Here is a 20,277-nt window from a genome sequence, read left to right as displayed (position 1 = left end):
AATTGGCTGAGGACAAAATGACAAACAAATCTCACGAAGCTGACGTGGCATTCATCAAGGCGCTGGCGGAGCTGCTGCGCGAAAACGACCTGACCGAGCTGCAGGTTAAACGCGACTATGGCGACGACGACAGCCTGAACGTGCGCGTTTCGCGCCAGACCGCTATGGCTGCTGCGCCGGTACAGGTTCAAGTGCCTGCCGCTGCCGCCCCCGCTCCGGTTGCTGCCGCTCCTGCCGCCGCTGCCCCGGCAGCCGCAAGCGACGATCCGGCCAGCCACCCCGGCGCCGTGACCTCGCCGATGGTTGGCACCGTCTACCTGCAGCCGGAACCCGGCGCGCCGTCGTTCATCTCGGTTGGCGCGCAGGTCAGCGAAGGCGACACCCTGCTGATCGTTGAGGCGATGAAGACCATGAACCACATCCCGGCGCCCAAATCCGGCACCGTGAAGCGCATCCTGGTCGAAGACGGTGCCGCCGTTGAATTCGGAACCCCCCTGGCCATCATCGAGTAAGGATCTGCCATGTTTGACAAGATCCTGATTGCCAACCGCGGCGAGATCGCCCTGCGCGTGATCCGTGCCTGCCGCGAGATGGGCATCAAGTCCGTCGCGGTGCACTCCACCGCAGATGCCGACGCGATGCACGTCCGCATGGCCGATGAATCGGTCTGCATCGGGCCGCCGTCCGGCACCCAAAGCTACCTGTCGATTCCAGCCATCATCTCCGCTTGCGAGATCACCGGCGCCCAGGCGATCCACCCGGGCTACGGTTTCCTGTCGGAAAACGCCAATTTTGTGCAGATCATCGAAGACCACGGCCTGACCTTCATCGGCCCGTCGGCTGCACACATCCGCATCATGGGCGACAAGATCACCGCCAAGGAAACAGCCAAGAACCTCGGCATTCCGGTGGTGCCCGGCTCCGACGGCGGCGTTCCCGACATTGCTGCGGCCAAGAAGGCCGCCAAGGACATGGGCTACCCGGTGATCATCAAGGCCACCGCCGGCGGCGGCGGCCGCGGCATGAAGGTGGCCAAGGACGAGAAAGAACTGGTCTCGGCCTTCTCAACCGCCCGCTCCGAGGCCAAGGCCGCTTTTGGCAATGACGAAGTCTACATGGAGAAATACCTCCAGAAGCCGCGTCATATCGAGGTTCAGGTCTTTGGCGACGGCAAGGGCACCGGCATCCATCTAGCCGAACGCGACTGCTCCCTGCAGCGGCGCCACCAGAAGGTGTTCGAGGAAGCCCCCGGCCCCTGCATCACCCCGGAAGAGCGCGCCCGCATCGGCAAAATCTGCGCCGACGCCGTGGGTAAAATGGGCTATTCCGGCGCGGGCACCGTCGAGTTCCTCTATGAGGACGGCGAGTTCTACTTCATCGAGATGAACACCCGCCTGCAGGTGGAGCATCCGGTGACCGAGGCCATCTTCGGCGTCGACCTGGTGCGTGAACAGATCCGGGTGGCCGAAGGCCTGCCGATGTCGTTCACCCAGGACGATCTGGAGATCAACGGCCACGCCATCGAGGTGCGGATCAACGCCGAGAAACTGCCGAACTTCTCGCCCTGCCCGGGCAAGATCACCCAGTACCACGCCCCCGGCGGACTGGGCGTGCGGATGGATTCGGCGCTTTATGACGGCTACTCAATCCCGCCCTACTACGACTCGTTGATCGGCAAGCTGATCGTGCACGGCCGCGACCGGACCGAGGCGCTGGCGCGCCTGAACCGCGCCCTGGGCGAGCTGATCATTGACGGCATCGACACCACCGTGCCGCTGTTCCATGCTCTGCTGCAGGAGCAGGACATCCACTCCGGCGACTACGGCATTCACTGGCTGGAGCGCTGGCTGGAAGAAAACACACCGGGTTAAACCCTTGCGGGGCGCACCATCGGGTTGCGCCCCGTTTTACTTTTCCCTGCCTTTCCCCTTTATACTGGCGGCATCATGAGCCTGACTGCCGATCTTTTGCTGCACGCCTATTCCGCCGGTGTTTTCCCGATGGCCGAACACCGCGACGACCCCGAAGTGTTCTGGGTCGATCCCAAGCGGCGCGGGATCCTGCCGCTGGACGGGTTCCGTATCTCCCGCTCTTTGGCCAAGCGCATCCGCAACGGCGGGTTTGAGATTACCGTGAACCGGGATTTTGCCGGTGTGGTGGACGGCTGTGCCGACCGGGCTGAAACCTGGATCAACAGCGAAATTCGCGACCGCTACCAGGAACTGCACCTGATGGGCAACGCCCATTCGCTCGAGGTCTGGCATCAGGGGATGCTGGCGGGCGGAACCTATGGCGTTTCACTAGGCGGTGCGTTCTTCGGCGAGAGCATGTTCTCCCGCCGCCGCGATGCCTCAAAGGTAGCACTGGCCTATCTGACAGACCGGCTGGTGAAGGCTGGTTTCACCCTATGCGATACCCAGTTCCTGACCCCGCATCTGGCGTCGCTTGGCGGGGTCGAGGTCACACGCGCACGATACCGCGCGCTGCTGCACGAGGCCTTGGACAAGGATGCTGATTTTTTACTGCCGCCGGTACCCGGGCCTCAGCTGCTTTTGCAGCGGATGACCCAGACGTCATAACGGTTGTGATCCAGCGCATTCAGCGCCGGGCTAGAAGCGATCATCCAGCCCTGGAAATGCTCGGATCCATTCTTGGGGTCCTGCACCGACAAATAGGCAAAAGCGTCCCCTGTCGGGTTGTCCGCCGGATAGCGGCAGTCCCGGACGGTCACCAGCAGGCCGAACATCTCGGCGCTGGCGCCAATGGCGACCTCCGCATCCAGGGAATGCCCGTTGACCTTGTCCAGCGCCCGCAGCACTGCCGCCGTCCCTTGGGTGGCCTGCTCCTGCGCCAAGGCGGGGAGCGCCAGCAGGGCAGCCGTCAATACTGCCGTAAAGCGTCTCAAGACTCTTCCCCGCCGCCCGCCACGAATTTCACCAGGAGCGAAATCAGGCTGACCGCACCCTGGGTGTCCTCGATCTCATCGCCCGGCTCAAAGGCAAAAGGAGAGCCGCCGGGCATGATCTCAACAAAGTTGCCGCCAAGCAGGCCTTCGGAGGAAATTACCACTGCGCTATCGTCCGGAACTTCAATGCCCTCCCTGACCGAGAACACGGTATCGGCGCGGTAGGTCTCCGGATTGAGGTCAACACCGGTCACGGTGCCGATCTTGACACCGGCCAGCCGCACATCGGTACCAACGCTGACGCCTTCCAGCGAACGGAAAGAAGCTGTCAGATCATAGGTGGAGCCGCCACGCGACAGGCCCGCCGCCTGACCCGCATAAACGGCAAAACCGATGGCCGCCGCCAGCACGATGCCGCCGGCAAAAACTTCAGTAGGATTATGGGACATGAAATCAGCCTTTTGGCAGATGTGTTTACTCGGGCACCCAGGCCTCGTAATCGCGGCGCTCTTTCGGCTCGCCGCCCGCGCGGATCGACCCGGCCGGGGCATAGGCCATCATGGTGCCGGTCAGGTTTTCCTGATGCGGCTTTTCCCAGGCCTTGTGCTTCAGCGGCTTCTCGCTCGGCACCTCGTCAAAGGTGCGGTGCAGCCAGCCGTGCCAGTCGGGGCTGATGCGGGAGGCTTCCACTTCGCCGTTGAACATCACCCAGCGCTTGCTGTCGTCCGCATTGCGGTAGAACACGTTGCCCTGATCATCCTCACCTACTTTAAGCCCCTTACGGGCGGTGAAGATCCGGGTGTTCAGGGTGGAGCCGTTCCACCAGGTCACAGCGCGCAGAAGAGTGTTCAGGATTCCCATGGGTGCCTCCGGATTTTTCCGACTTCGATATGGCCCAATTTCCCGCCAAGGTCCAGTGGCTTGCGCCCTGCGCTGCCTGTGACTTGGCGGGATTTGGCAGATTTGCTTCCGCGGCGCTGCGCCGCCGGACCGGTCAGCCCTCCGCGGGCGCCAGTGCGGTTACTTCGATCTCAATCCGAAACTTGGGATCAATCAGATTGCACTCGATCATGGTGGCCGCGGGCGGGTTGGCGCCGAAAGTTTCCGACAGAATGGGCCAGCAAGGCTCAAACTCCGCCGCATCCGGCAGGTAGTAGTTCACCCGCACTACATCGGCAAAGCTGGCGCCTGCCTTCTCCAAGGCACTGCCGATGGTGTCCAGCGCCGAGCGGCACTGCGCCACCACATCGTCGCCCTGCCCAACGGTTCCCGCCACATGCACGAAACCGCCTGCAACCACGGCGCGGCAATAGCCGATCTTGGCCTCGAACTCGCCGCCCGAAGAAATCCGCTTGATCATGTTTTTCTCCTCAACATGAAAGCGGCGCGGAAATCACCGCGCCGCTCTATCAGAAACTTTCGCCTGTCAGCCCGCCGAAGCCGGCTCTTTCTCGGCATCCGCGTGGATCATCAGCGGCTGCGCATCAGAGGTCACCGCCTCCTCGTTCACAACCACTTTGGTCACGCTGTCCATTCCCGGCAGGTCGAACATCGTATCCAGCAGGATATCTTCCATGATCGAGCGCAAGCCGCGGGCGCCGGTCTTGCGCTCGATTGCTTTCTTGGCAATCGCGCTCAGCGCTTCGTCGGTGAAGTCCAGCTCGGTGTCTTCCAGCTCGAACAGGCGCTGGTACTGTTTGACCAGGGCGTTCTTCGGCAGGGTCAGAATGGTGACCAGCGCGTCCTCGTCCAGATCCTCGAGCGTCGCCAGAACCGGCAGACGGCCGACAAATTCCGGGATCAGGCCGAATTTCAGCAGATCTTCCGGCTCCAGATCCTTGAAGATCTCGCCAACGCCGCGCTCGTCATTGTCACGCACATCGGCGCCAAAGCCCATGGCCGAGCCCTTGCCGCGCTGTGCGATGATCTTGTCGAGACCGGCAAAGGCGCCGCCGCAGATGAACAGGATGTTGGTGGTGTCCACCTGCAGGAATTCCTGCTGCGGATGTTTGCGCCCGCCCTGCGGCGGCACAGAGGCCACGGTGCCCTCCATCAGCTTCAGCAGTGCCTGCTGCACGCCCTCACCCGACACGTCGCGGGTGATCGAGGGGTTTTCCGACTTGCGGGTGATCTTGTCGACCTCGTCGATATAGACGATGCCGCGCTGCGCGCGCTCGACGTTGTACTCAGACGCCTGCAAGAGCTTCAGGATGATGTTCTCGACATCCTCGCCCACGTAACCGGCTTCGGTCAGCGTGGTTGCATCCGCCATGGTGAAGGGCACATCCAGAATCCGTGCCAGCGTCTGCGCCAGCAATGTCTTGCCGCAGCCGGTGGGGCCGATCAGCAGGATGTTGGATTTTGCCAGTTCGATGTCCGAGCCCGCCTTCTGAGCATGGTTCAGACGCTTGTAATGGTTATGCACCGCAACCGACAGCACCCGCTTGGCGGTGGCCTGGCCGATCACGTAATCATCAAGCACCTGGCAGATGTCCTTGGGCGTCGGCACGCCGTCGGTCGCCTTCAGGCCGGAAGCCTTGGTCTCTTCACGGATGATATCCATGCACAGTTCAACGCATTCATCGCAAATGAACACGGTGGGGCCTGCGATCAGCTTACGCACTTCGTGCTGGCTCTTGCCGCAGAAGCTGCAGTAGAGGGTGTTCTTGCTGTCGCCGCCTGAATTCGTCGCCATGGTCTACCTTTCAGTCCGCCCGGTCCGCTGCTCCCGCACTGCGGGGCATTTCCTCTTTTGGCCAGCTTAAGCCAGTGCTTAGGCCGCCACAATGTGAAAGTGCGCCCCATCTTAACCGCCGGGGCACACGGCTGTTCACAAGCTCAGGCGTCAGGCCTGCTCGTCATCGCCCTTGGCGCGGTTCTCGACGATCTCGTCGATCAGGCCGAATTCCTTGGCCTCTTCCGGCGACATGAAGTTGTCGCGCTCCAGCGCTTCGACAATGGTGTCGTAATCCTGGCCGGTGTGCTTGACGTAGATCTCGTTCAGGCGCTTCTTCAGCTTCAGGGTTTCCTCGGCGTGGATCATGATGTCGGTCGCCTGGCCCTGGAAGCCGCCAGAGGGCTGGTGCACCATCACGCGGGAATTCGGCAGGCTGAAGCGCATGCCCGGCTCACCAGCGGTCAGCAGCAGCGAGCCCATCGAGGCCGCCTGGCCGATCACCAGGGTCGAGACCTTGGGCTTGATGTACTGCATGGTGTCATAGATCGACAGGCCGGAGGTCACCACGCCGCCGGGGCTGTTGATGTACATGGAGATTTCCTTGGACGGGTTTTCCGCCTCAAGGTGCAAGAGTTGCGCCACGATCAGCGAGCTCATCCCGTCATGAACCGGACCGTTCAGGAAGATGATCCGCTCCTTCAGAAGGCGGGAAAAGATGTCATAGGCCCGTTCGCCCCGGCTGGTCTGCTCAACCACCATCGGGACCAGGGTGTTCATGTATGTTTCTCTGGGATCAATCATTGCAACCTGCCTGCGTTGTTTATGTCCGGCACCATACCCGACAGTGTGTTACCCGAGTCTTAGTATCGCCCCTTTTGACCTGCAAGAGGCGGCAGGCATTTTCCCGGTGACGCAAACCTGCATGTAGTGTCGCAATCCGCTGGAGCGCTGTCGCTATTCTCCGGCTGCCGGCGGCACCAGCACCTTAGGAAGCAAAATCAAGTCCGAATTCCGCCCGGCGTTTTCACCGGGTGCTGCGCTGGGGTCCCGCCATGTCCGATGACAGCTTCGTTCAGAAAGGCGCCGCTGCCAATCTCGCCATTCCGTTCGAGGGCGAGCCGCTGGATTTCTATTTCCTGCTGCTGCCGAAGGCGACGATGCTGCCGGTGGCCGCCGCCATCGAACCCTTGCGCATTGCCAACCAGGTGACCGGCACCCGGCTGTACCGCTGGTACATCATGACAGAGGACGGCCAGCCGGTGCGCTGCTCCAACGGCATGGTGGTGACGCCGGACACCCAGCTGCAGCCGCTGCCCTCAGATTCGATGGGGTTTGTCTGCGCCGGGGTTGAACCGCATGCGGCCGCCAGCGAGGTCACCCTGAACTGGCTGCGCCGCGAAAGCCGCTTTGGCCGTTCCATCGGCGGCATCTGCACCGGCGCCTTTGCGCTGGCCCAGGCCGGTCTTATCAAGAACCACAAGTTCACCCTGCATTGGGAAAACCAGCCGGGATTCCTGGAAAGCTATCCAAGCCTGGAACCATCGCCCAACATCTTCGAGATCTCCGGGCCGCTGATGACCTGCGGCGGCGGCAATGCCGCGACCGACATGATGCTGCACCTGATTGAGGAACGCCACGGCAAGCAACTGGCGATCATCGTCGCCGACATGTGCCTGCACGTGCGCTCCGGCGGCCAGGCAGCACCGCAGAAATCTAACTACGCGGTGGCAATCGGCAGCCGCAACCAGCGCCTGCTGAATGCACTGCAGCTGATGCAGGAATCGATTGAGGAGCCGCTGTCGATCGGCGACCTCTGCGATCGGCTCGACATCTCCCGCCGCCAGCTGGAACGGCTGTTTTCGCGCTACCTGAACCAGAGCCCGATGCACGTCTACTTCGACATGCGCCTCAGCCATGCTTTTGCGCTGATGAACGAAACCTCGATGAGCGTCACCGAAATCGCCCTGGCCTCCGGTTTCAACTCGGCAACGCATTTCTCGCGCCAGTTCAAGCGAAAGTTCGGCGCCTCGCCGCACTTCTTCCGCAAGGGCTGGAGCTGACGGAGCTCCCGCCGGGCGGAGGGGCACTCTCTTCACAGATACCAAATTGGCAACTTTTCTTTTGGCCGTACCGGTAAGGTCTGCTAAGCGAACTTAGATATTCTGTTGAGAATACGCACGGGCCGCATTAATTCGTGGTCTGCGCGTATTTCAAAAAAGGGAAAAGGGGCCCCGGTGCCGCCTGGAGACGCAAGATGCCACTACCCGAGTTTTCAGCTGACATGGACCCGGACCAAAAGGAGCAAATGCTCGCAAATGCGACCAAGGCTTCCAGTTTCCTTAAAGCGATCAGCCATCAGGGGCGGCTGATGATCCTGTGCCATCTGGTCTCAGGCGAAAAGTCCGTAACAGAGCTGGAGCAACTTCTGTCTGCCCGCCAGGCCGCCGTCTCGCAGCAGCTCTCCCGTTTGCGCCTGGAAGGGCTGGTTATTCCGCGCCGCGACGGCAAGGCGATCTACTATCGCCTGGCAGATGACAAAGCCCGCCGCGTACTGGAAGTGGTTTACGATATTTTCTGCAACGACGGCGATTGACGCCGCCGGGCTGCGCAATACTCTGCATACCGGCGAAACAGTGCTAGCCGCCGCATGCGGCACGCCAACCGGAGCTCAGCAGTGAACCGCAGGCAGATCATCAATGACCCCCAGACCGGCAACAAGGCGGAAGCCTTTGAAGCCGCGGACGACTGTCCGGCCAATCCGAACCTCCGCCGCACCTTTGGCGATGTGGCCGCTGCGCGCCATGGCCGCCGCACAGTGCTGAATGGGATGCTTAGCATCTCCGCCACCGCAGCCTTGTACTGCGCTTCCGCTCTCTCCGGAACGCTTCAAGCTGCCTCGGCGGCCACAAGCTCCAAAAGCCGTTACGCCTTTGATGAGCTGGCATGGGGAAATGACCACACTCACCATATCGCTGAGGGCTATGACGCCGATATCTTGCTGCGCTGGGGCGATCCCATCACTGCGGACGCACCTGAGTTCGACGTGATGAACCAAAGCGCCGAAGCCCAGTTACAGCAATTCGGCTACAACAACGACTACATCGGCTTCCTGCCGCTGAATGCAGAAGGCACCCGCGGCCTCCTTTGCGTCAATCACGAATACACCAACGAGGAGGTGATGTTCCCGCACCTCGGCCGGCAGGACAAAGCTGATTTCGCCGGCATGACCCAAGAACTGGTGGAAATAGAAATGGCTGCCCACGGCGGCTCAGTGGTGGAAATCACCCGCGGATCCGGCGGCAAATGGACATTTGTGCGCGACGGCGGGATGAACCGCCGGATCTCGCCTCTGAACACGGTAATGGGCGTTGACGGCCCCGCTGCGGGCCATCCGCGTATGCAGACCAGCGCCGATCCATCCGGCCGCGAAGTCATCGGCACCCTGAACAATTGCGCCGGCGGCATGACTCCCTGGGGCACCTGGCTGATGGCAGAGGAGAATTTTCACGGCTACTTCTGGACCGATGAAACCGGCTTTGATGGCGAGCCCGACGCCTCCGGGCATCCAGAGGCTGAAAAACTTGAGCGCTATGGCGCTCCTGGCAACTGGTACGCCTGGGGCAAGTTCTACGACCGTTTCGACATCGGTAAAGAACCTAATGAAGTGAACCGCTTCGGATGGGTTGTTGAGGTTGATCCGTTGGACCCGCAATCGACACCGATGAAGCACACCGCACTTGGCCGCTTTGCTCATGAGGGCGCGGAAACCACCCTTTCTGCAGATGGCCGCCTGGTGATCTACATGGGCGACGATGCCCGGTTCGAGTATCTTTACAAATACATCTCCCGCGGATCGGTTTCGCAGGACCGGGCCGCCAACTCCAGACTGCTTAGCGACGGCACGCTCTATGCTGCCCGGTTTGACCCGGACGGCACCTTGCATTGGCTGCCGCTGGTCCATGGCCAAGGCCCGCTGACGGATGAAAACGGCTTTGCCAGCCATGCAGATGTCCTGATTGACGCCCGCCTGGCCGGGGATGCCCTGGGCGCAACCCCGATGGACCGCCCCGAAGACGTCTCCCCCCGCGGCGACGGCACCGCTTATGTGATGCTCACCAACAACTCCAAGCGCAAGCCGGGCCAAACGGACGCCGCAAACCCGCGGCCGGACTCGGACTTCGGCCATATCATCGAACTCAAGGAAAACGGCGGCGACCACGCCGCCACCCGCGGCAGCTGGTCGATCCTGGTGCAATGCGGCAATCCCGCAATCGCTGCCGTCGGAGCGCAATGGAACCCGGAAACCACAGAAAACGGCTGGTTCGGCTCCCCGGACAATTGCGCCATGGACGCGGAGGGCCGCCTCTGGGTCGCGACCGATCAGGGCCGCAAGTGGGACAAGACAGGCAAATCCGACGGGCTCTACGGCGTGGAGACCGAAGGAGATTTGCGCGGCCATTCCAAGCTGTTCTTCCGATGTCCCGTAGGGGCAGAGCTTTGCGGCCCCTACTTCACCCCCGACAATGAAACCCTGTTCCTGGCAGTGCAGCACCCCGGCACCGACGGCACCACCAGCCTGAAAGGGTTTGAGCGAGAATCCACCTTCGAGGACCCGGCCACCCGCTGGCCAGACTTCGACCCGGCGATGCCGCCCCGCCCCTCGGTGGTTGTGGTCACCAAACAAGGCGGCGGCAAGATCGCGGGCTGACCCGCAGCGGCGCGGCGCACGCAAATGTGAGCCCCGCAACTGCAGCAACTCTTTTAGGGTTGGCACTGACATCCGGGAGAGCCCCATGTATTTCAGACGCCTGACCGCCGCCTTTGCCCTTTCTGCCGCAACAGTCTCGGCAGGCAGCATTGCCCCGCGCGACGGCTGGGCCGTGCATGAAACCTCCAAACCCTTCGAACAGCTGGTTGCAGACGTCAAAGCCGCCGCCAAGGCTGAGGGTCTGGGTGTCGTCACCCAGGCAGGCCCGACCCAGGCCGCTGCCGCCCGCGGCATCACCATTCCCGGCAACCGGGTGATCGGCCTCTTCAACAACGACTTCGCAGTGAAGATCCTGGCGCTCTCCACCGCCGCGATGATCGAGGCTCCGGTGCGGATGTATGTGACAGAGGAAGCTGACGGCACCGCCACGCTGTCTTACAAGCTGCCCACGCATGTCTTTGCCCCTTACTCGGATGAGGGCGGCGCAGGCCTGGCAGCTCTGGCCGGCCAACTCGACCGCCGCTTCGCGCTGATCGCTGAACAGGCCCAAAAGTAACCGCGGCCCCCAATCCCCCGTTTGCGCCAAAAACCGCCGCAGCATTTCTCACACTGGCGTGAGAGGGCTTGCGCGCGGGCACAGGCTCGGCATTCTGGCGGCAAATCAACGGATTGGACGGACAAGATGACAGAACCCTCACGCGCAGCCGATGTTCTGGCCCGGCGGCTATTTGAGGCAGGCTGCCGCCATGCCTTCGGGATGCCCGGCGGCGAGGTGCTGACACTGGTGGATGCACTGACCAAGGCAGGCATCACTTTTCACCTGGCCAAGCATGAAAACTGCGCCGGTTTCATGGGTGAAGGCGTGCATCATGCGGACGGCGCGCCGGTCATCCTGGTCGCCACCCTCGGCCCTGGTGCGCTGAACGGCATCAACGTGGTCGCCAACGCCCATCAGGACCGGGTGCCGATGCTGGTGCTCACCGGCTGCGTCGATGCGGCAGAGGAGCAGAGCTACACCCACCAGGTGCTCGACCACCGCGCGGTTTTCACCCCGATCACCAAAGCCACCTTCCGGCTGGATGCCGAAGCCGCGGACCTGATCGCAGATAAGGCGGTTGCCATCGCGACAGAACCCCGTAACGGGCCGGTGCATATCGACGTGCCGATCTCGGTTGCAGATGCGCCAGCAAAAGACAGCGGCATCCGCCGAGCACCTGCCTGTGCTTGCGCGCCAAGCGGCGAGGCACTGGCGCAGGCACGCTCCTGGCTTGCAGCCGCTGAACGCCCGGCTGCGGTGATCGGCCTCGACGCGTTGCAAGAGAATGCCGGCCCCGCCCTTCGCAGTTTTCTTGAGAAACACCAGATCCCCTTTGTCACCAGCTACAAGGCAAAGGGCATCCTGCCCGAAGACCACCCGCTATGCCTGGGTGGTGCTGGCCTGTCGCCTTTGGCGGACAAGCACATTCTGCCACTGGTGCGCGAGGCCGATCTGGTGCTCTCCATCGGCTATGACCCGATCGAAATGCGCCCCGGCTGGCGCAATGTCTGGGACGTTGAGACCCAGAACGTCATCGACATCGCACCGGAGGCCAACACCCATTACATGCATCAGGCCGGGCTGAACTTCCTGACCGCCATCACACCGACGCTGGAAGCCCTCTCCGAAGCTACCGCCCCGCGGGAAACCTGGGCCAATTGCCGCCCGGCAGCGGTCAAGTCCGCACTGGCAGAGGCTTTCCCGAGGGATGAGGACTGGGGACCCGCCGGCGTCATCGCCGAATGCCGCGCCATGCTGCCCCCGGAAACCCTTGCCACCGCCGACAGCGGCGCCCACCGGATATTGCTCAGCCAGATGTGGGAGTGTTCCGAGCCACGCGGTCTTATCCAGTCTTCCGGCCTTTGCACCATGGGTTGCGCCGTGCCGATGGCTATCGGCCGCAAGCTGGCGCAGCCGGAGCGGCCCGTGGTCAGCTTCTCGGGTGATGCCGGCTTCCTGATGGTGGCAGGCGAGCTCGCCACTGCCGCGGAACTGCGAGTGGCGCCGATCTTCGTGGTCTTCGCTGACGCCAGCCTTGCCCTGATTGAGCTGAAACAGCGCCAGCGGCAGCTTGCCAACGGCGGTGTCGATTTCGCCGAGCACGATTTTGCCGCGATTGGCCGCGCGTTCGGTGGCAACGGTGTCACCGTCACCGGCCGCAGCGAGTTGCGCACCGCCCTGAAGGACGCAATGAAATCAGACAAGTTCACCGTCATCTCGGCCGTGATTGAGCGCGGAGGCTACGATGGCCGCATCTGACCTGCTCCCCCACGGCGCCCTCAATGGCGTCAAGGTCCTCGACCTCTCCCGCATTCTGGCAGGCCCGACCTGCACCCAGCTTCTGGGCGACCTCGGCGCCACGGTGATCAAGGTGGAAAACCCCAAGACCGGCGGTGACGACACCCGCCAGTGGGGACCGCCCTATGTTGTGGATGCGGACGGGCAGCAATCCGACCTCTCCGCCTATTTCATGGCCGCCAACCGCAACAAGCGCTCGGTTGCCATTGATATTGCAACGGAAGACGGCCAGCAGGCCATCCGCCGTCTTGCGGCAGAGGCCGACATCCTGATCGAGAACTTCAAACCCGGCGGGCTGGCGAAATACGGGCTGGATTTTGCCAGCCTCAAGAACGACCTGCCCGGCCTGGTCTACTGTTCGATCTCCGGCTACGGCCAGACCGGCCCCAACAGCCATAAGCCCGGCTATGACATCATGGCCCAGGGCTTCGGCGGCATCATGTCTCTGACCGGAGAGCCCGAAGGCCAGCCGATGAAGGCCGGTGTCGGCATCGCCGATGTGATGTGCGGCATGTATGCCTGCATCGGCATCCTCTCGGCCCTGCACCACCGCCAGAAAACCGGCGAAGGCCAGCAAATCGACCTGGCACTGGTCGACGCCCAGATCGCCTGGCTGATCAACGAAGGCGTCGCCTATCTGAATACAGGCCAGAACCCCAAGCGCCGCGGCAATGAGCACCCCAGCATTATGCCCTATGGTGTCTATGAAACCGCGGACGGCCACGTGATTTTGGCGGTGGGCAACGACAGCCAGTTCCGCCGGTTCATGGAATTCCTGAAGCTTGAGGGCCTGGCAGAAGACCCCCGCTTTGCCTCCAACCCGGCCCGTCTGCAGAACCGCGATGCGCTCAACAGCGTGCTGATCCCTTCGGTGCAGCGGTTTACCACGCATGAGGTTCTGGACGCCATGGAGGCCCGCAAGGTCCCCGCCGGCCCGGTGCAGACACTGGACACCCTGTTTGCCACGGATCAGGTTGCAGCACGGGACATGGCTATCGGTATGGACACTGCGGCAGGACCGGTAAAACTGCTGGGCAACCCCCTGAACTTCTCGCGAACACCGGTCACTTACCGCCACGCGCCCCCCCAATGCGGCGAGGGCACAGAGGAGATTCTGAGCTCAGATGCCCCCTTCGGGGCAGCCTGACCGCCCAAACCCGCGGCAGCATTCCGCCAAGTGTTACAGATTCCGGCAAAACACCGCCAAACCGGCGGTGTTTTTGCTGTCTTCGGCCCCGGTCTCTTGCAGAATTTTCCCGGAAAATCCTACACATCCGGCGAATTTCAAAGCTGAGTGCACACAGCCCATCACCAAACCGCGAGCGGGGTTCGCCCGGACCGTTGCGATGATCTACTCTCCATCGGGACAGGAACCCGCGCTTCATTTGACAAAGATTGGACCCCCATGATGCTTGATATTTTCGGCCAGGAGAGCAGCCTGACTGACACCAACGCACTGCAGGATTGGAACGCCGTGCAACTGGGGGTCCTGGCCCATGCCGCTTCCACCGCAGATCATCTGGGCGCAGTGCTCAAGGCGTCGCCCGAATTCGCCTTGGCACATGCCATCAAGGGATTGTCGCTGCTGATGCTGGGGCGCAGCGAACTGCTGCCGACTGCGCGCGAGGCGCTGCAGGACGCCAAGGCGGTCTATGAGGCCACCCTGCCCCGCGAACGGAAATATGTCGACGCGCTGGAAAACTGGCTTGCCGGCCATCCCAGCCTGGCCATCCAGCGGATGGAGAAAGTGCTGGACGTCTTCCCGCAGGACACGCTGGCGATGAAACTCAGCCACGGCATTCGTTTCATCATGGGCGACCCCGCAGGCATGCGCGCCTCGATCGAACGTGTGCTGCCAAGCTATGACCCGGATCACGCCGGCCGCGGCTACCTCTTGGGCTGCCACTCCTTTGCGCTGGAGGAAACCGGCGAATTCGAGCGCGCGGCCAACGCCGGCCGCCAGGCGCTTTGGATGGCGCCGGACGATGCCTGGGGCCTGCACGCCGTTGCCCATGTCCACGACATGACCGGCAACGCCTCTGCCGGGCTGGAATGGCTGCATGGCCGCGAGGAGGCCTGGGCGCATTGCAACAATTTCCGCTACCACGTCTGGTGGCACAAAGCGCTGATGCATCTGGACCTCGGCCAGATGGACGAGGCCATCGCGCTCTATGACACCGAGGTCCGCAAGGACAAGACCGACGACTACCGCGACATCTCCAATGCCACCTCGCTCTTGATGCGGCTGGAGCTGGAAGGTGTCAATGTGGGCTCCCGCTGGGAGGAACTGGCGAATCTCTGTGCCAGCCGGACCGAGGATGGAAGCCTGATTTTCGCCGATTTGCACTACCTCCTGGCTCTGACCGGCCACCGCAAGGAGGACGCGCATAGGCTGGTTCAGCGGATTCACGCCGATGCCAGCACCGGCGGCAGCGAGGCGAAAGAGCGGATGGCAGCGCCCGGATGCGCTGCCGCCGACGGGCTGGAGGCCTTCGGGGACGGTAATTACAAGGCCGCATTCGAGAATTTATCCACAGCCCGCACCACGCTTCAGCTGGCCGGCGGCAGCCACGCGCAACGCGATGTTTTCGAACGGATAACCATCGACGCCGGCCTGCGCGCAGGACGGCTTGACGAAGCCGAAGCAATCCTAGATGACCGCCGCGTCAAACGCGGCGGCACCGAGGACAATTACGCCCTGGCCCGCCGCGCCTTGATCGCCCAAGGCCGGAACTCACCCGACCCCAAAAGCGTTCCCGCCGAATAAGACCTTCCAAGGACCCTAACGACCCATGTCCAGTGTTGCGCCCTTCCCCGGGCCCCAGAAAGACCCCAGTGCCGCCAACCGCGCAGCTCCGCCGCCGCAAGCGGCTCAGCCGCGTGTCCGCGATCCGCGGCTCGACTTCTACCGCGGCATCGCCATGTTTATCATCCTAGTGGCGCATATCCCGGGCAACCGCTGGGCCAGCTGGATTCCGGCCCGGTTCGGCTTTTCCGACGCAACCGAGATCTTCGTCTTCTGCTCAGGCATGGCCTCGGCCATCGCCTTCGGCAGCTCCTTTGCCAAACAAGGTTGGTGGCTCGGCACCGCCCGCGTCGTCTTCCGCTGCTGGCAGGTCTACTGGGCCCACATCGGCCTGTTCTTCTTCCTCGCGGCCTCGATGGCGACGCTTGACCTCTACGGCGGCTTCGACAAGAGCTACATCGGGTCATTGAACCTGCACTGGTTCTTCACCAACACAGTTCAGCAGCTGGTCGGGGTGATGACCCTCACCTATGTGCCGAACTACTTTGACGTGCTGCCGATGTACCTTGGCGTGCTGTTCCTGTTGCCGCTGATGATGGGGCTGGAGAAGGCCGGGGTCTGGGCAGTGATCGCTGCCAGCCTGCTGATCTGGCTCAGCGCCAACCCCTATATGATCGGCCTTGGCCCCAATGGCATCTCCTTCCCGGCGGAACCGTGGTCGGACCGCGAATGGTTCTTCAACCCGCTCGGCTGGCAGCTGCTGTTCTTCACCGGCTTTGCCTTCATGAAAGGCTGGCTGCCCGCGCCGCCCGTCTCCAAGGCACTGGTGATCCTGGCCGCCGCATTCCTGATCCTGTCAGCCCCCTTCGGCTCCTGGAAAGTATTTCTGTGGGTGGAAGCGGCGAACAAGGATCTCGCCAGTCTGATCCGCCCCACCTGGGAGATCACCGCAGAGTGGCGCGAGAAGACCGACTTCGGCCTGCTGCGCTACACCCATTTCCTGTCGCTGGCTTATCTGGGCTGGGTGGCCGCGGGAACCGGCGGCAAGCGGCTCATTGCCACCGGCCATTCGCTGGCTGCACGCATATGGGCGGTTTTGCTGAAACTGATCACCAAGGTCGGCCAGCAATCGCTTGCAGTGTTTGTTTTTTCGATGGCTCTGGCCCGATTCATCGGCTTTGCGCTTGACCAGACCGACCGCGCGGTTATGACCACGGCATTCGCCAACCTGGTTGGTTTTTTCCTAATCATTGTCTGCGCTTACACCGCAGCTTGGTTCAAGTCGCAACCTTGGAGAGCCAAGCGATGAGCATTATTTCCCGCCGCACCTTCATGGCTGCCGCATTGGGCAGCACCGCCCTGGCCGCGCTGCCCGGCATGGCCAGCGAAGCCGTGCCGTTCACCCGCGACATTGTCGTTGCCAAGGCCCGCGCCCTGGCCGCCGCGGACTATGCAGAACGCCCCACCGTGCCGCAGGACTGGCTGGATCAGTCTTATGACGACTACAAGGCGCGCTGGTTCCGCACCAAGGATGCGCTGTGGGCCGGGACAGACCGCAGCTACAACGTGGATTTCTTCCTGCCCGGGCTGTACTTTCCACGCGCAATCCAGATCAACACCGTGGCAAACGGGCTGTCCAGCCGGGTGCCCTTTGATCTGTCGCTGTTCGACAAATCCGACAAAGCCCCCGATCTGACCACCGAGGGCGACCTGGGCTACTCCGGCCTGCGCCTGCGCACAGAGCAGTCTGAACCCGGCAAGAAAACCGAATTCTGCGTATTCCAGGGCGCCAGCTATTTCCGTGCCATCGGCACCGGCAATGCCTATGGGCAGTCGGCACGCGGCCTGGCGCTCAAAACCGCCGACCCCGAGGGCGAGGAGTTCCCAGAGTTCATCGAATTCTGGCTGGAGGCCCCTGCCCCCGGCCAGCGGCACATGGTGGTGCATGCGCTGATGGATTCCCCCTCAGTCACCGGCGCCTACCGCTTTACCATCACCCCCGGCAGCAGCGCGGTGATGGATGTGGAGGCCACGCTGTTTGCCCGCGAAGAGCTGACCCACGCAGGCCTCGCGCCTCTCACCTCGATGTTCCTGTTCGACGCCAAGAACCGCCACGACTTCGACGATTTCCGCCCGGCGGTGCACGACACCGACGGCCTGCTGGTGCAGAACGGCAATGGCGAAACCCTGTGGCGGCCGCTCGCCAACCCGAAACGCCTTCAGGTGTCTTCCTTCGTTGACGAAAACCCGCGCGGTTTCGGCCTGATGCAGCGCGCCCGCAAACTGTCGGACTTCAACGACCTCGAAGCCTTCTACCACAAGCGCCCCTGCCTATGGGTCGAACCCAAAGAAGACTGGGGCAAGGGCGCCGTCACCCTGGTGGAAATTCCGGCAGACAAGGAAATCTACGACAATATTGTCGCTTACTGGCGCCCGCGAGAGCCCTATGCGAAAGGCAGCGAGATCAGCCTCAGCTACCGCCTCACCTGGGGCAGCGAGCCGTCGCTGCCGATGGCGCGGGTTTTGTCCACTGCAGAGGGTGCCCGGATCTTCGGCGGACCTGGCCGGATCATGACCATCGACTTTGACTCGCATCCGCTTCTCGATGGCGACCCGGAGGATCTTGACGTCCACATCCACTCTCCCCATGTGGCGACCAGCGAAGGCGTGCTGCAGCGCAACCCCGAAACCGGCGGACTGCGGCTTGCCTTCAACTTCGACCCCGAAGACCGGGATCACATCGAACTTCGCGCCCAGCTCAGGAAAGACGGCAGCCCCGCCTCTGAGGTCTGGCTTTACAGGTGGACCGCATGACTACGTGTGATCTGATGCCCCCGGAACAGCCGCTGGCGATGCCGGAACAGGACTTCAGCAAGGACTTCCGCGATGCTGAGGCCCCTGGGGCCGCGGCGCCGAAACAGGTTGCGCTCTGGCGCCTGCTGGCCTTTTCGCCCGCGATGGCCGCAACCGGCGTCCTGACCTGGGTCATGGGCGGCTGGTTCACAGATGGCGGCTTCTCGGTGCTGGAGGTGATCCTGCTGGCGCTGATTGCTTTCAACTTCTTCTGGATCGCCTTTACCGTTTCCACCGTTCTGTTGGGCCTATACAGCCTCTCGCGCCGCGAGCGAACCGCCACCCGCGGCGCTGCCCGCCCGATGAAGGTCGCGCTCCTGATGCCGGTCTACAATGAGGTGCCCTGGTATGTTCTGGGCAACGCCCAGACCATGCTGCAGGAGCTTCACGGCCGCGGCGGCCTGCATGAATACGCAATGTTCATCCTCTCGGACACCCGCGACGACGCCATTGCTGCGCAGGAGCGCGCCAGCGTCGAGGCGCTGCGCACCATGCTGCCCGAAGGCACCGAACTCTATTACCGCCGCCGCGACGACAACGAGGGCCGCAAGGTCGGTAACATCTCCGACTGGGTGCGCCGCTGGGGTGCGGACTACGAGGCGATGCTGGTGCTGGATGCCGACAGTCTGATGACCGGCCGCGCCATTGCCAGGCTGGCCGACGCGCTGGCGCGCGATCCCGGCGCCGGCCTGATCCAGAGCTATCCGCAGCTCATTGGCGCCCAGTCCGTCTTTGGCCGCATGCAGCAGTTCGCCAATGGCGTCTATGGCCTGGCACTCGCCGAGGGCTTGGCCCGCTGGGCCGGCCACGAAGGCAACTACTGGGGTCACAACGCCATCATCCGCACCCGCGCCTTTGCCGCCTGCGCCGGTCTGCCGCTGCTGCGCTCGCGCTTCGGTGGCGGCGACAAGCTGATCATGAGCCACGATTTCGTCGAGGCCGGCCTGTTGCGCCGGGCCGGCTGGTCGGTGCGCTTCCTGCCCCGCATCCGCGGATCGTATGAGGAAACACCCGCCACCCTGATCGACCACATCCTGCGCGACCGCCGCTGGTGCCAGGGCAACCTGCAGCACCTCAATCTGCTGCACGCCAAAGGCTTCCGCGCAATTTCCCGCTTCCACCTTTTTGCAGGTGCGATCGGATACCTGATGGCACCGGTCTGGTTTGCGCTGCTGGTTCTCTGGGCCGTGATCGGCCGCAGCGAGGAAGCCTCGGTGATCAGCTACTTCAGCGAGGCCAACCCCTTCCGCCCCAGCTGGCCGGACATGTCCGAACCCAAGCATGTGCTGGTGATCATCCTGATCTACGCCATGCTGCTGGCCCCCAAAATGCTGGCGGCCTCGGCCTTGCCGCTGACCGGCAGCCGGTTTTCCGAATACGGCGGCCCGGTGCATTTCGCGCTGTCTTTCGTGTCCGAGGTGGTGCTTGCCATCCTCTATGCGCCGATCCTGATGGTGCAGCAGATGATCGCGGTGTTCCGCACCGCCCTTGGCCTGCAGCGCGGCTGGGCACCGCAGGCGCGTGACGGCGGCAGCTACTCGCTGCGCACGCTGGTGACCTGCCACGCGCTGGAAACCGTCAGCGGTGTTGCGCTCTGGGCCGGCATCCTGACCGGAACCGTGTCGCTGTGGCTGGCGCCGATTGCGCTGTCCCTGGTGCTGGCGGTGCCGCTGTCTGCGCTCTCCGGCGTCAAGACCGTGAACCGCATCCGCCACTGGATGGCCACGCGGGAAGAGTTCACCGAACCCCAGATCACCCGCGCCGCCCGTGCCGCCCGAGCCGAACTGAAGGCGCTGCTGGACGGCACCGCCGCCCGCGGCACCCCTGCGGAGTAACCGCCGCAATCAGGGAACTCCCGCGCCCGCAGGATGCCCGGCTGTTGCCGGCACATCCTTGGCGGCCTTGGGTCCGGCGCCGCGCTGCCGCGCGGCGCGGGCAGTGGCAAACGAAACCGCAGCGCGCCCGAAAGGGCGCGCTGCCCGGCCCAACGCTTTGGCCTGCAAATCTTTAATTTTGAGGCCAAAGGGGCGGGAGACCGCCGCGGCTTGCCTCG

At 63.1% G+C, this 20,277-nt stretch carries 19 protein-coding genes; 13 read left to right on the top strand and 6 right to left on the bottom strand.

The window, feature by feature from the left end; translation table 11 throughout:
* The first annotated feature begins 17 nt into the window (after nt 1-17).
* The 3 genes from accB to aat all read left to right on the top strand — a co-directional run bounded on the left by accB (nt 18) and on the right by aat (nt 2,579).
* Nucleotides 18-512, top strand: coding sequence for an acetyl-CoA carboxylase biotin carboxyl carrier protein (gene accB, locus A9D60_RS03990; RefSeq protein WP_065266459.1), 495 nt, complete (start codon nt 18-20; stop codon nt 510-512).
* Nucleotides 513-521: 9 nt separating this feature from the next.
* A complete protein-coding gene (gene accC / locus A9D60_RS03985) occupies nt 522-1,871 on the top strand; it encodes an acetyl-CoA carboxylase biotin carboxylase subunit (protein WP_065266406.1) in 1,350 nt (449 codons plus the stop codon).
* Between the two features lie 75 nt (nt 1,872-1,946).
* Nucleotides 1,947-2,579, top strand: a complete 633-nt coding sequence (aat, locus tag A9D60_RS03980; RefSeq protein ID WP_065266405.1) for a leucyl/phenylalanyl-tRNA--protein transferase — start codon at nt 1,947-1,949, stop codon at nt 2,577-2,579.
* Here aat and A9D60_RS03975 read toward each other — a convergent pair.
* The 6 genes from A9D60_RS03975 to A9D60_RS03950 form a co-directional block, all read right to left on the bottom strand.
* The gene (locus A9D60_RS03975; protein WP_065266404.1) at nt 2,543-2,905 is read right to left on the bottom strand and encodes a DUF2155 domain-containing protein; all 363 of its coding nucleotides are present in this window, start codon (nt 2,903-2,905) and stop codon (nt 2,543-2,545) included. The two genes, aat and A9D60_RS03975, sit on opposite strands and share 37 nt — an antisense overlap.
* Nucleotides 2,902-3,354 (bottom strand): outer membrane lipid asymmetry maintenance protein MlaD, encoded by a 453-nt coding sequence (gene mlaD, locus A9D60_RS03970; protein ID WP_065266403.1) that lies wholly within the window; start codon nt 3,352-3,354, stop codon nt 2,902-2,904. Before mlaD ends, A9D60_RS03975 begins: the two co-directional genes overlap by 4 nt.
* Nucleotides 3,355-3,379: 25 nt before the next feature.
* Complete coding sequence (locus A9D60_RS03965) at nt 3,380-3,766, bottom strand: NADH:ubiquinone oxidoreductase subunit NDUFA12 (protein ID WP_065266402.1); 387 nt, start codon at nt 3,764-3,766, stop codon at nt 3,380-3,382.
* Nucleotides 3,767-3,899: 133 nt separating this feature from the next.
* A complete protein-coding gene (locus tag A9D60_RS03960; RefSeq protein WP_065266401.1) occupies nt 3,900-4,265 on the bottom strand; it encodes a RidA family protein in 366 nt (121 codons plus the stop codon).
* A gap of 66 nt (nt 4,266-4,331) precedes the next feature.
* Nucleotides 4,332-5,600, bottom strand: coding sequence for an ATP-dependent Clp protease ATP-binding subunit ClpX (gene clpX, locus A9D60_RS03955; RefSeq protein ID WP_019295832.1), 1,269 nt, complete (start codon nt 5,598-5,600; stop codon nt 4,332-4,334).
* A gap of 150 nt (nt 5,601-5,750) precedes the next feature.
* Nucleotides 5,751-6,383 (bottom strand): ATP-dependent Clp protease proteolytic subunit, encoded by a 633-nt coding sequence (locus A9D60_RS03950; protein WP_065266400.1) that lies wholly within the window; start codon nt 6,381-6,383, stop codon nt 5,751-5,753.
* A gap of 251 nt (nt 6,384-6,634) precedes the next feature.
* Here A9D60_RS03950 and A9D60_RS03945 point away from each other — a divergent pair, with 251 nt between their 5' ends.
* From A9D60_RS03945 to mdoH, 10 genes are all read left to right on the top strand, one after another.
* Nucleotides 6,635-7,642, top strand: a complete 1,008-nt coding sequence (locus tag A9D60_RS03945; RefSeq protein ID WP_039182297.1) for a GlxA family transcriptional regulator — start codon at nt 6,635-6,637, stop codon at nt 7,640-7,642.
* Between the two features lie 194 nt (nt 7,643-7,836).
* Nucleotides 7,837-8,175, top strand: a complete 339-nt coding sequence (locus A9D60_RS03940; protein ID WP_065266399.1) for an ArsR/SmtB family transcription factor — start codon at nt 7,837-7,839, stop codon at nt 8,173-8,175.
* 81 nt (nt 8,176-8,256) lie between these two features.
* On the top strand, nt 8,257-10,290 hold the full coding sequence (locus A9D60_RS03935; RefSeq protein ID WP_065266458.1) for a PhoX family protein: 2,034 nt from the start codon (nt 8,257-8,259) through the stop codon (nt 10,288-10,290).
* An 85-nt stretch (nt 10,291-10,375) separates the two neighbouring features.
* A complete protein-coding gene (locus A9D60_RS03930) occupies nt 10,376-10,846 on the top strand; it encodes a DUF302 domain-containing protein (protein ID WP_065266398.1) in 471 nt (156 codons plus the stop codon).
* Nucleotides 10,847-10,972: 126 nt separating this feature from the next.
* Complete coding sequence (locus A9D60_RS03925) at nt 10,973-12,586, top strand: thiamine pyrophosphate-binding protein (protein ID WP_065266397.1); 1,614 nt, start codon at nt 10,973-10,975, stop codon at nt 12,584-12,586.
* Nucleotides 12,573-13,772 (top strand): CaiB/BaiF CoA transferase family protein, encoded by a 1,200-nt coding sequence (locus A9D60_RS03920; RefSeq protein ID WP_065266396.1) that lies wholly within the window; start codon nt 12,573-12,575, stop codon nt 13,770-13,772. Before A9D60_RS03925 ends, A9D60_RS03920 begins: the two co-directional genes overlap by 14 nt.
* A 258-nt stretch (nt 13,773-14,030) precedes the next feature.
* Entirely contained in the window at nt 14,031-15,392 is a 1,362-nt protein-coding gene (locus A9D60_RS03915) for a tetratricopeptide repeat protein (protein ID WP_065266395.1), read from the top strand.
* 25 nt (nt 15,393-15,417) lie between these two features.
* Nucleotides 15,418-16,680 carry an OpgC family protein gene (locus A9D60_RS03910; RefSeq protein ID WP_065266394.1) on the top strand — a complete coding sequence of 421 codons (1,263 nt, stop codon included), beginning with the start codon at nt 15,418-15,420 and terminating at the stop codon, nt 16,678-16,680.
* A complete protein-coding gene (locus A9D60_RS03905; RefSeq protein WP_065266393.1) occupies nt 16,677-18,185 on the top strand; it encodes a glucan biosynthesis protein in 1,509 nt (502 codons plus the stop codon). Before A9D60_RS03910 ends, A9D60_RS03905 begins: the two co-directional genes overlap by 4 nt.
* Nucleotides 18,182-20,059, top strand: coding sequence for a glucans biosynthesis glucosyltransferase MdoH (gene mdoH / locus A9D60_RS03900; protein WP_065266457.1), 1,878 nt, complete (start codon nt 18,182-18,184; stop codon nt 20,057-20,059). The genes A9D60_RS03905 and mdoH overlap by 4 nt, the downstream gene beginning before the upstream one ends.
* The last annotated feature ends 218 nt before the right edge of the window (nt 20,060-20,277 follow it).

The organism is Leisingera sp. JC1 (genome assembly GCF_001679925.1).
Classification (GTDB): Bacteria; Pseudomonadota; Alphaproteobacteria; order Rhodobacterales; family Rhodobacteraceae; genus Leisingera.
This window is presented reverse-complemented; position numbering and strand designations above follow the sequence as displayed.

Coding starts and splice junctions, on each gene's coding strand:
- accB (WP_065266459.1), top strand. CDS start 18: ATGACAAACAAATCTCACGAAGCTGACGTGGCATTCATCAAGGCGCTG.
- accC (WP_065266406.1), top strand. CDS start 522: ATGTTTGACAAGATCCTGATTGCCAACCGCGGCGAGATCGCCCTGCGC.
- aat (WP_065266405.1), top strand. CDS start 1,947: ATGAGCCTGACTGCCGATCTTTTGCTGCACGCCTATTCCGCCGGTGTT.
- mlaD (WP_065266403.1), bottom strand. CDS start 3,354: ATGTCCCATAATCCTACTGAAGTTTTTGCCGGCGGCATCGTGCTGGCG.
- A9D60_RS03965 (WP_065266402.1), bottom strand. CDS start 3,766: ATGGGAATCCTGAACACTCTTCTGCGCGCTGTGACCTGGTGGAACGGC.
- A9D60_RS03960 (WP_065266401.1), bottom strand. CDS start 4,265: ATGATCAAGCGGATTTCTTCGGGCGGCGAGTTCGAGGCCAAGATCGGC.
- clpX (WP_019295832.1), bottom strand. CDS start 5,600: ATGGCGACGAATTCAGGCGGCGACAGCAAGAACACCCTCTACTGCAGC.
- A9D60_RS03950 (WP_065266400.1), bottom strand. CDS start 6,383: ATGATTGATCCCAGAGAAACATACATGAACACCCTGGTCCCGATGGTG.
- A9D60_RS03945 (WP_039182297.1), top strand. CDS start 6,635: ATGTCCGATGACAGCTTCGTTCAGAAAGGCGCCGCTGCCAATCTCGCC.
- A9D60_RS03940 (WP_065266399.1), top strand. CDS start 7,837: ATGCCACTACCCGAGTTTTCAGCTGACATGGACCCGGACCAAAAGGAG.
- A9D60_RS03930 (WP_065266398.1), top strand. CDS start 10,376: ATGTATTTCAGACGCCTGACCGCCGCCTTTGCCCTTTCTGCCGCAACA.
- A9D60_RS03925 (WP_065266397.1), top strand. CDS start 10,973: ATGACAGAACCCTCACGCGCAGCCGATGTTCTGGCCCGGCGGCTATTT.
- A9D60_RS03920 (WP_065266396.1), top strand. CDS start 12,573: ATGGCCGCATCTGACCTGCTCCCCCACGGCGCCCTCAATGGCGTCAAG.
- A9D60_RS03915 (WP_065266395.1), top strand. CDS start 14,031: ATGATGCTTGATATTTTCGGCCAGGAGAGCAGCCTGACTGACACCAAC.
- A9D60_RS03910 (WP_065266394.1), top strand. CDS start 15,418: ATGTCCAGTGTTGCGCCCTTCCCCGGGCCCCAGAAAGACCCCAGTGCC.
- A9D60_RS03905 (WP_065266393.1), top strand. CDS start 16,677: ATGAGCATTATTTCCCGCCGCACCTTCATGGCTGCCGCATTGGGCAGC.
- mdoH (WP_065266457.1), top strand. CDS start 18,182: ATGACTACGTGTGATCTGATGCCCCCGGAACAGCCGCTGGCGATGCCG.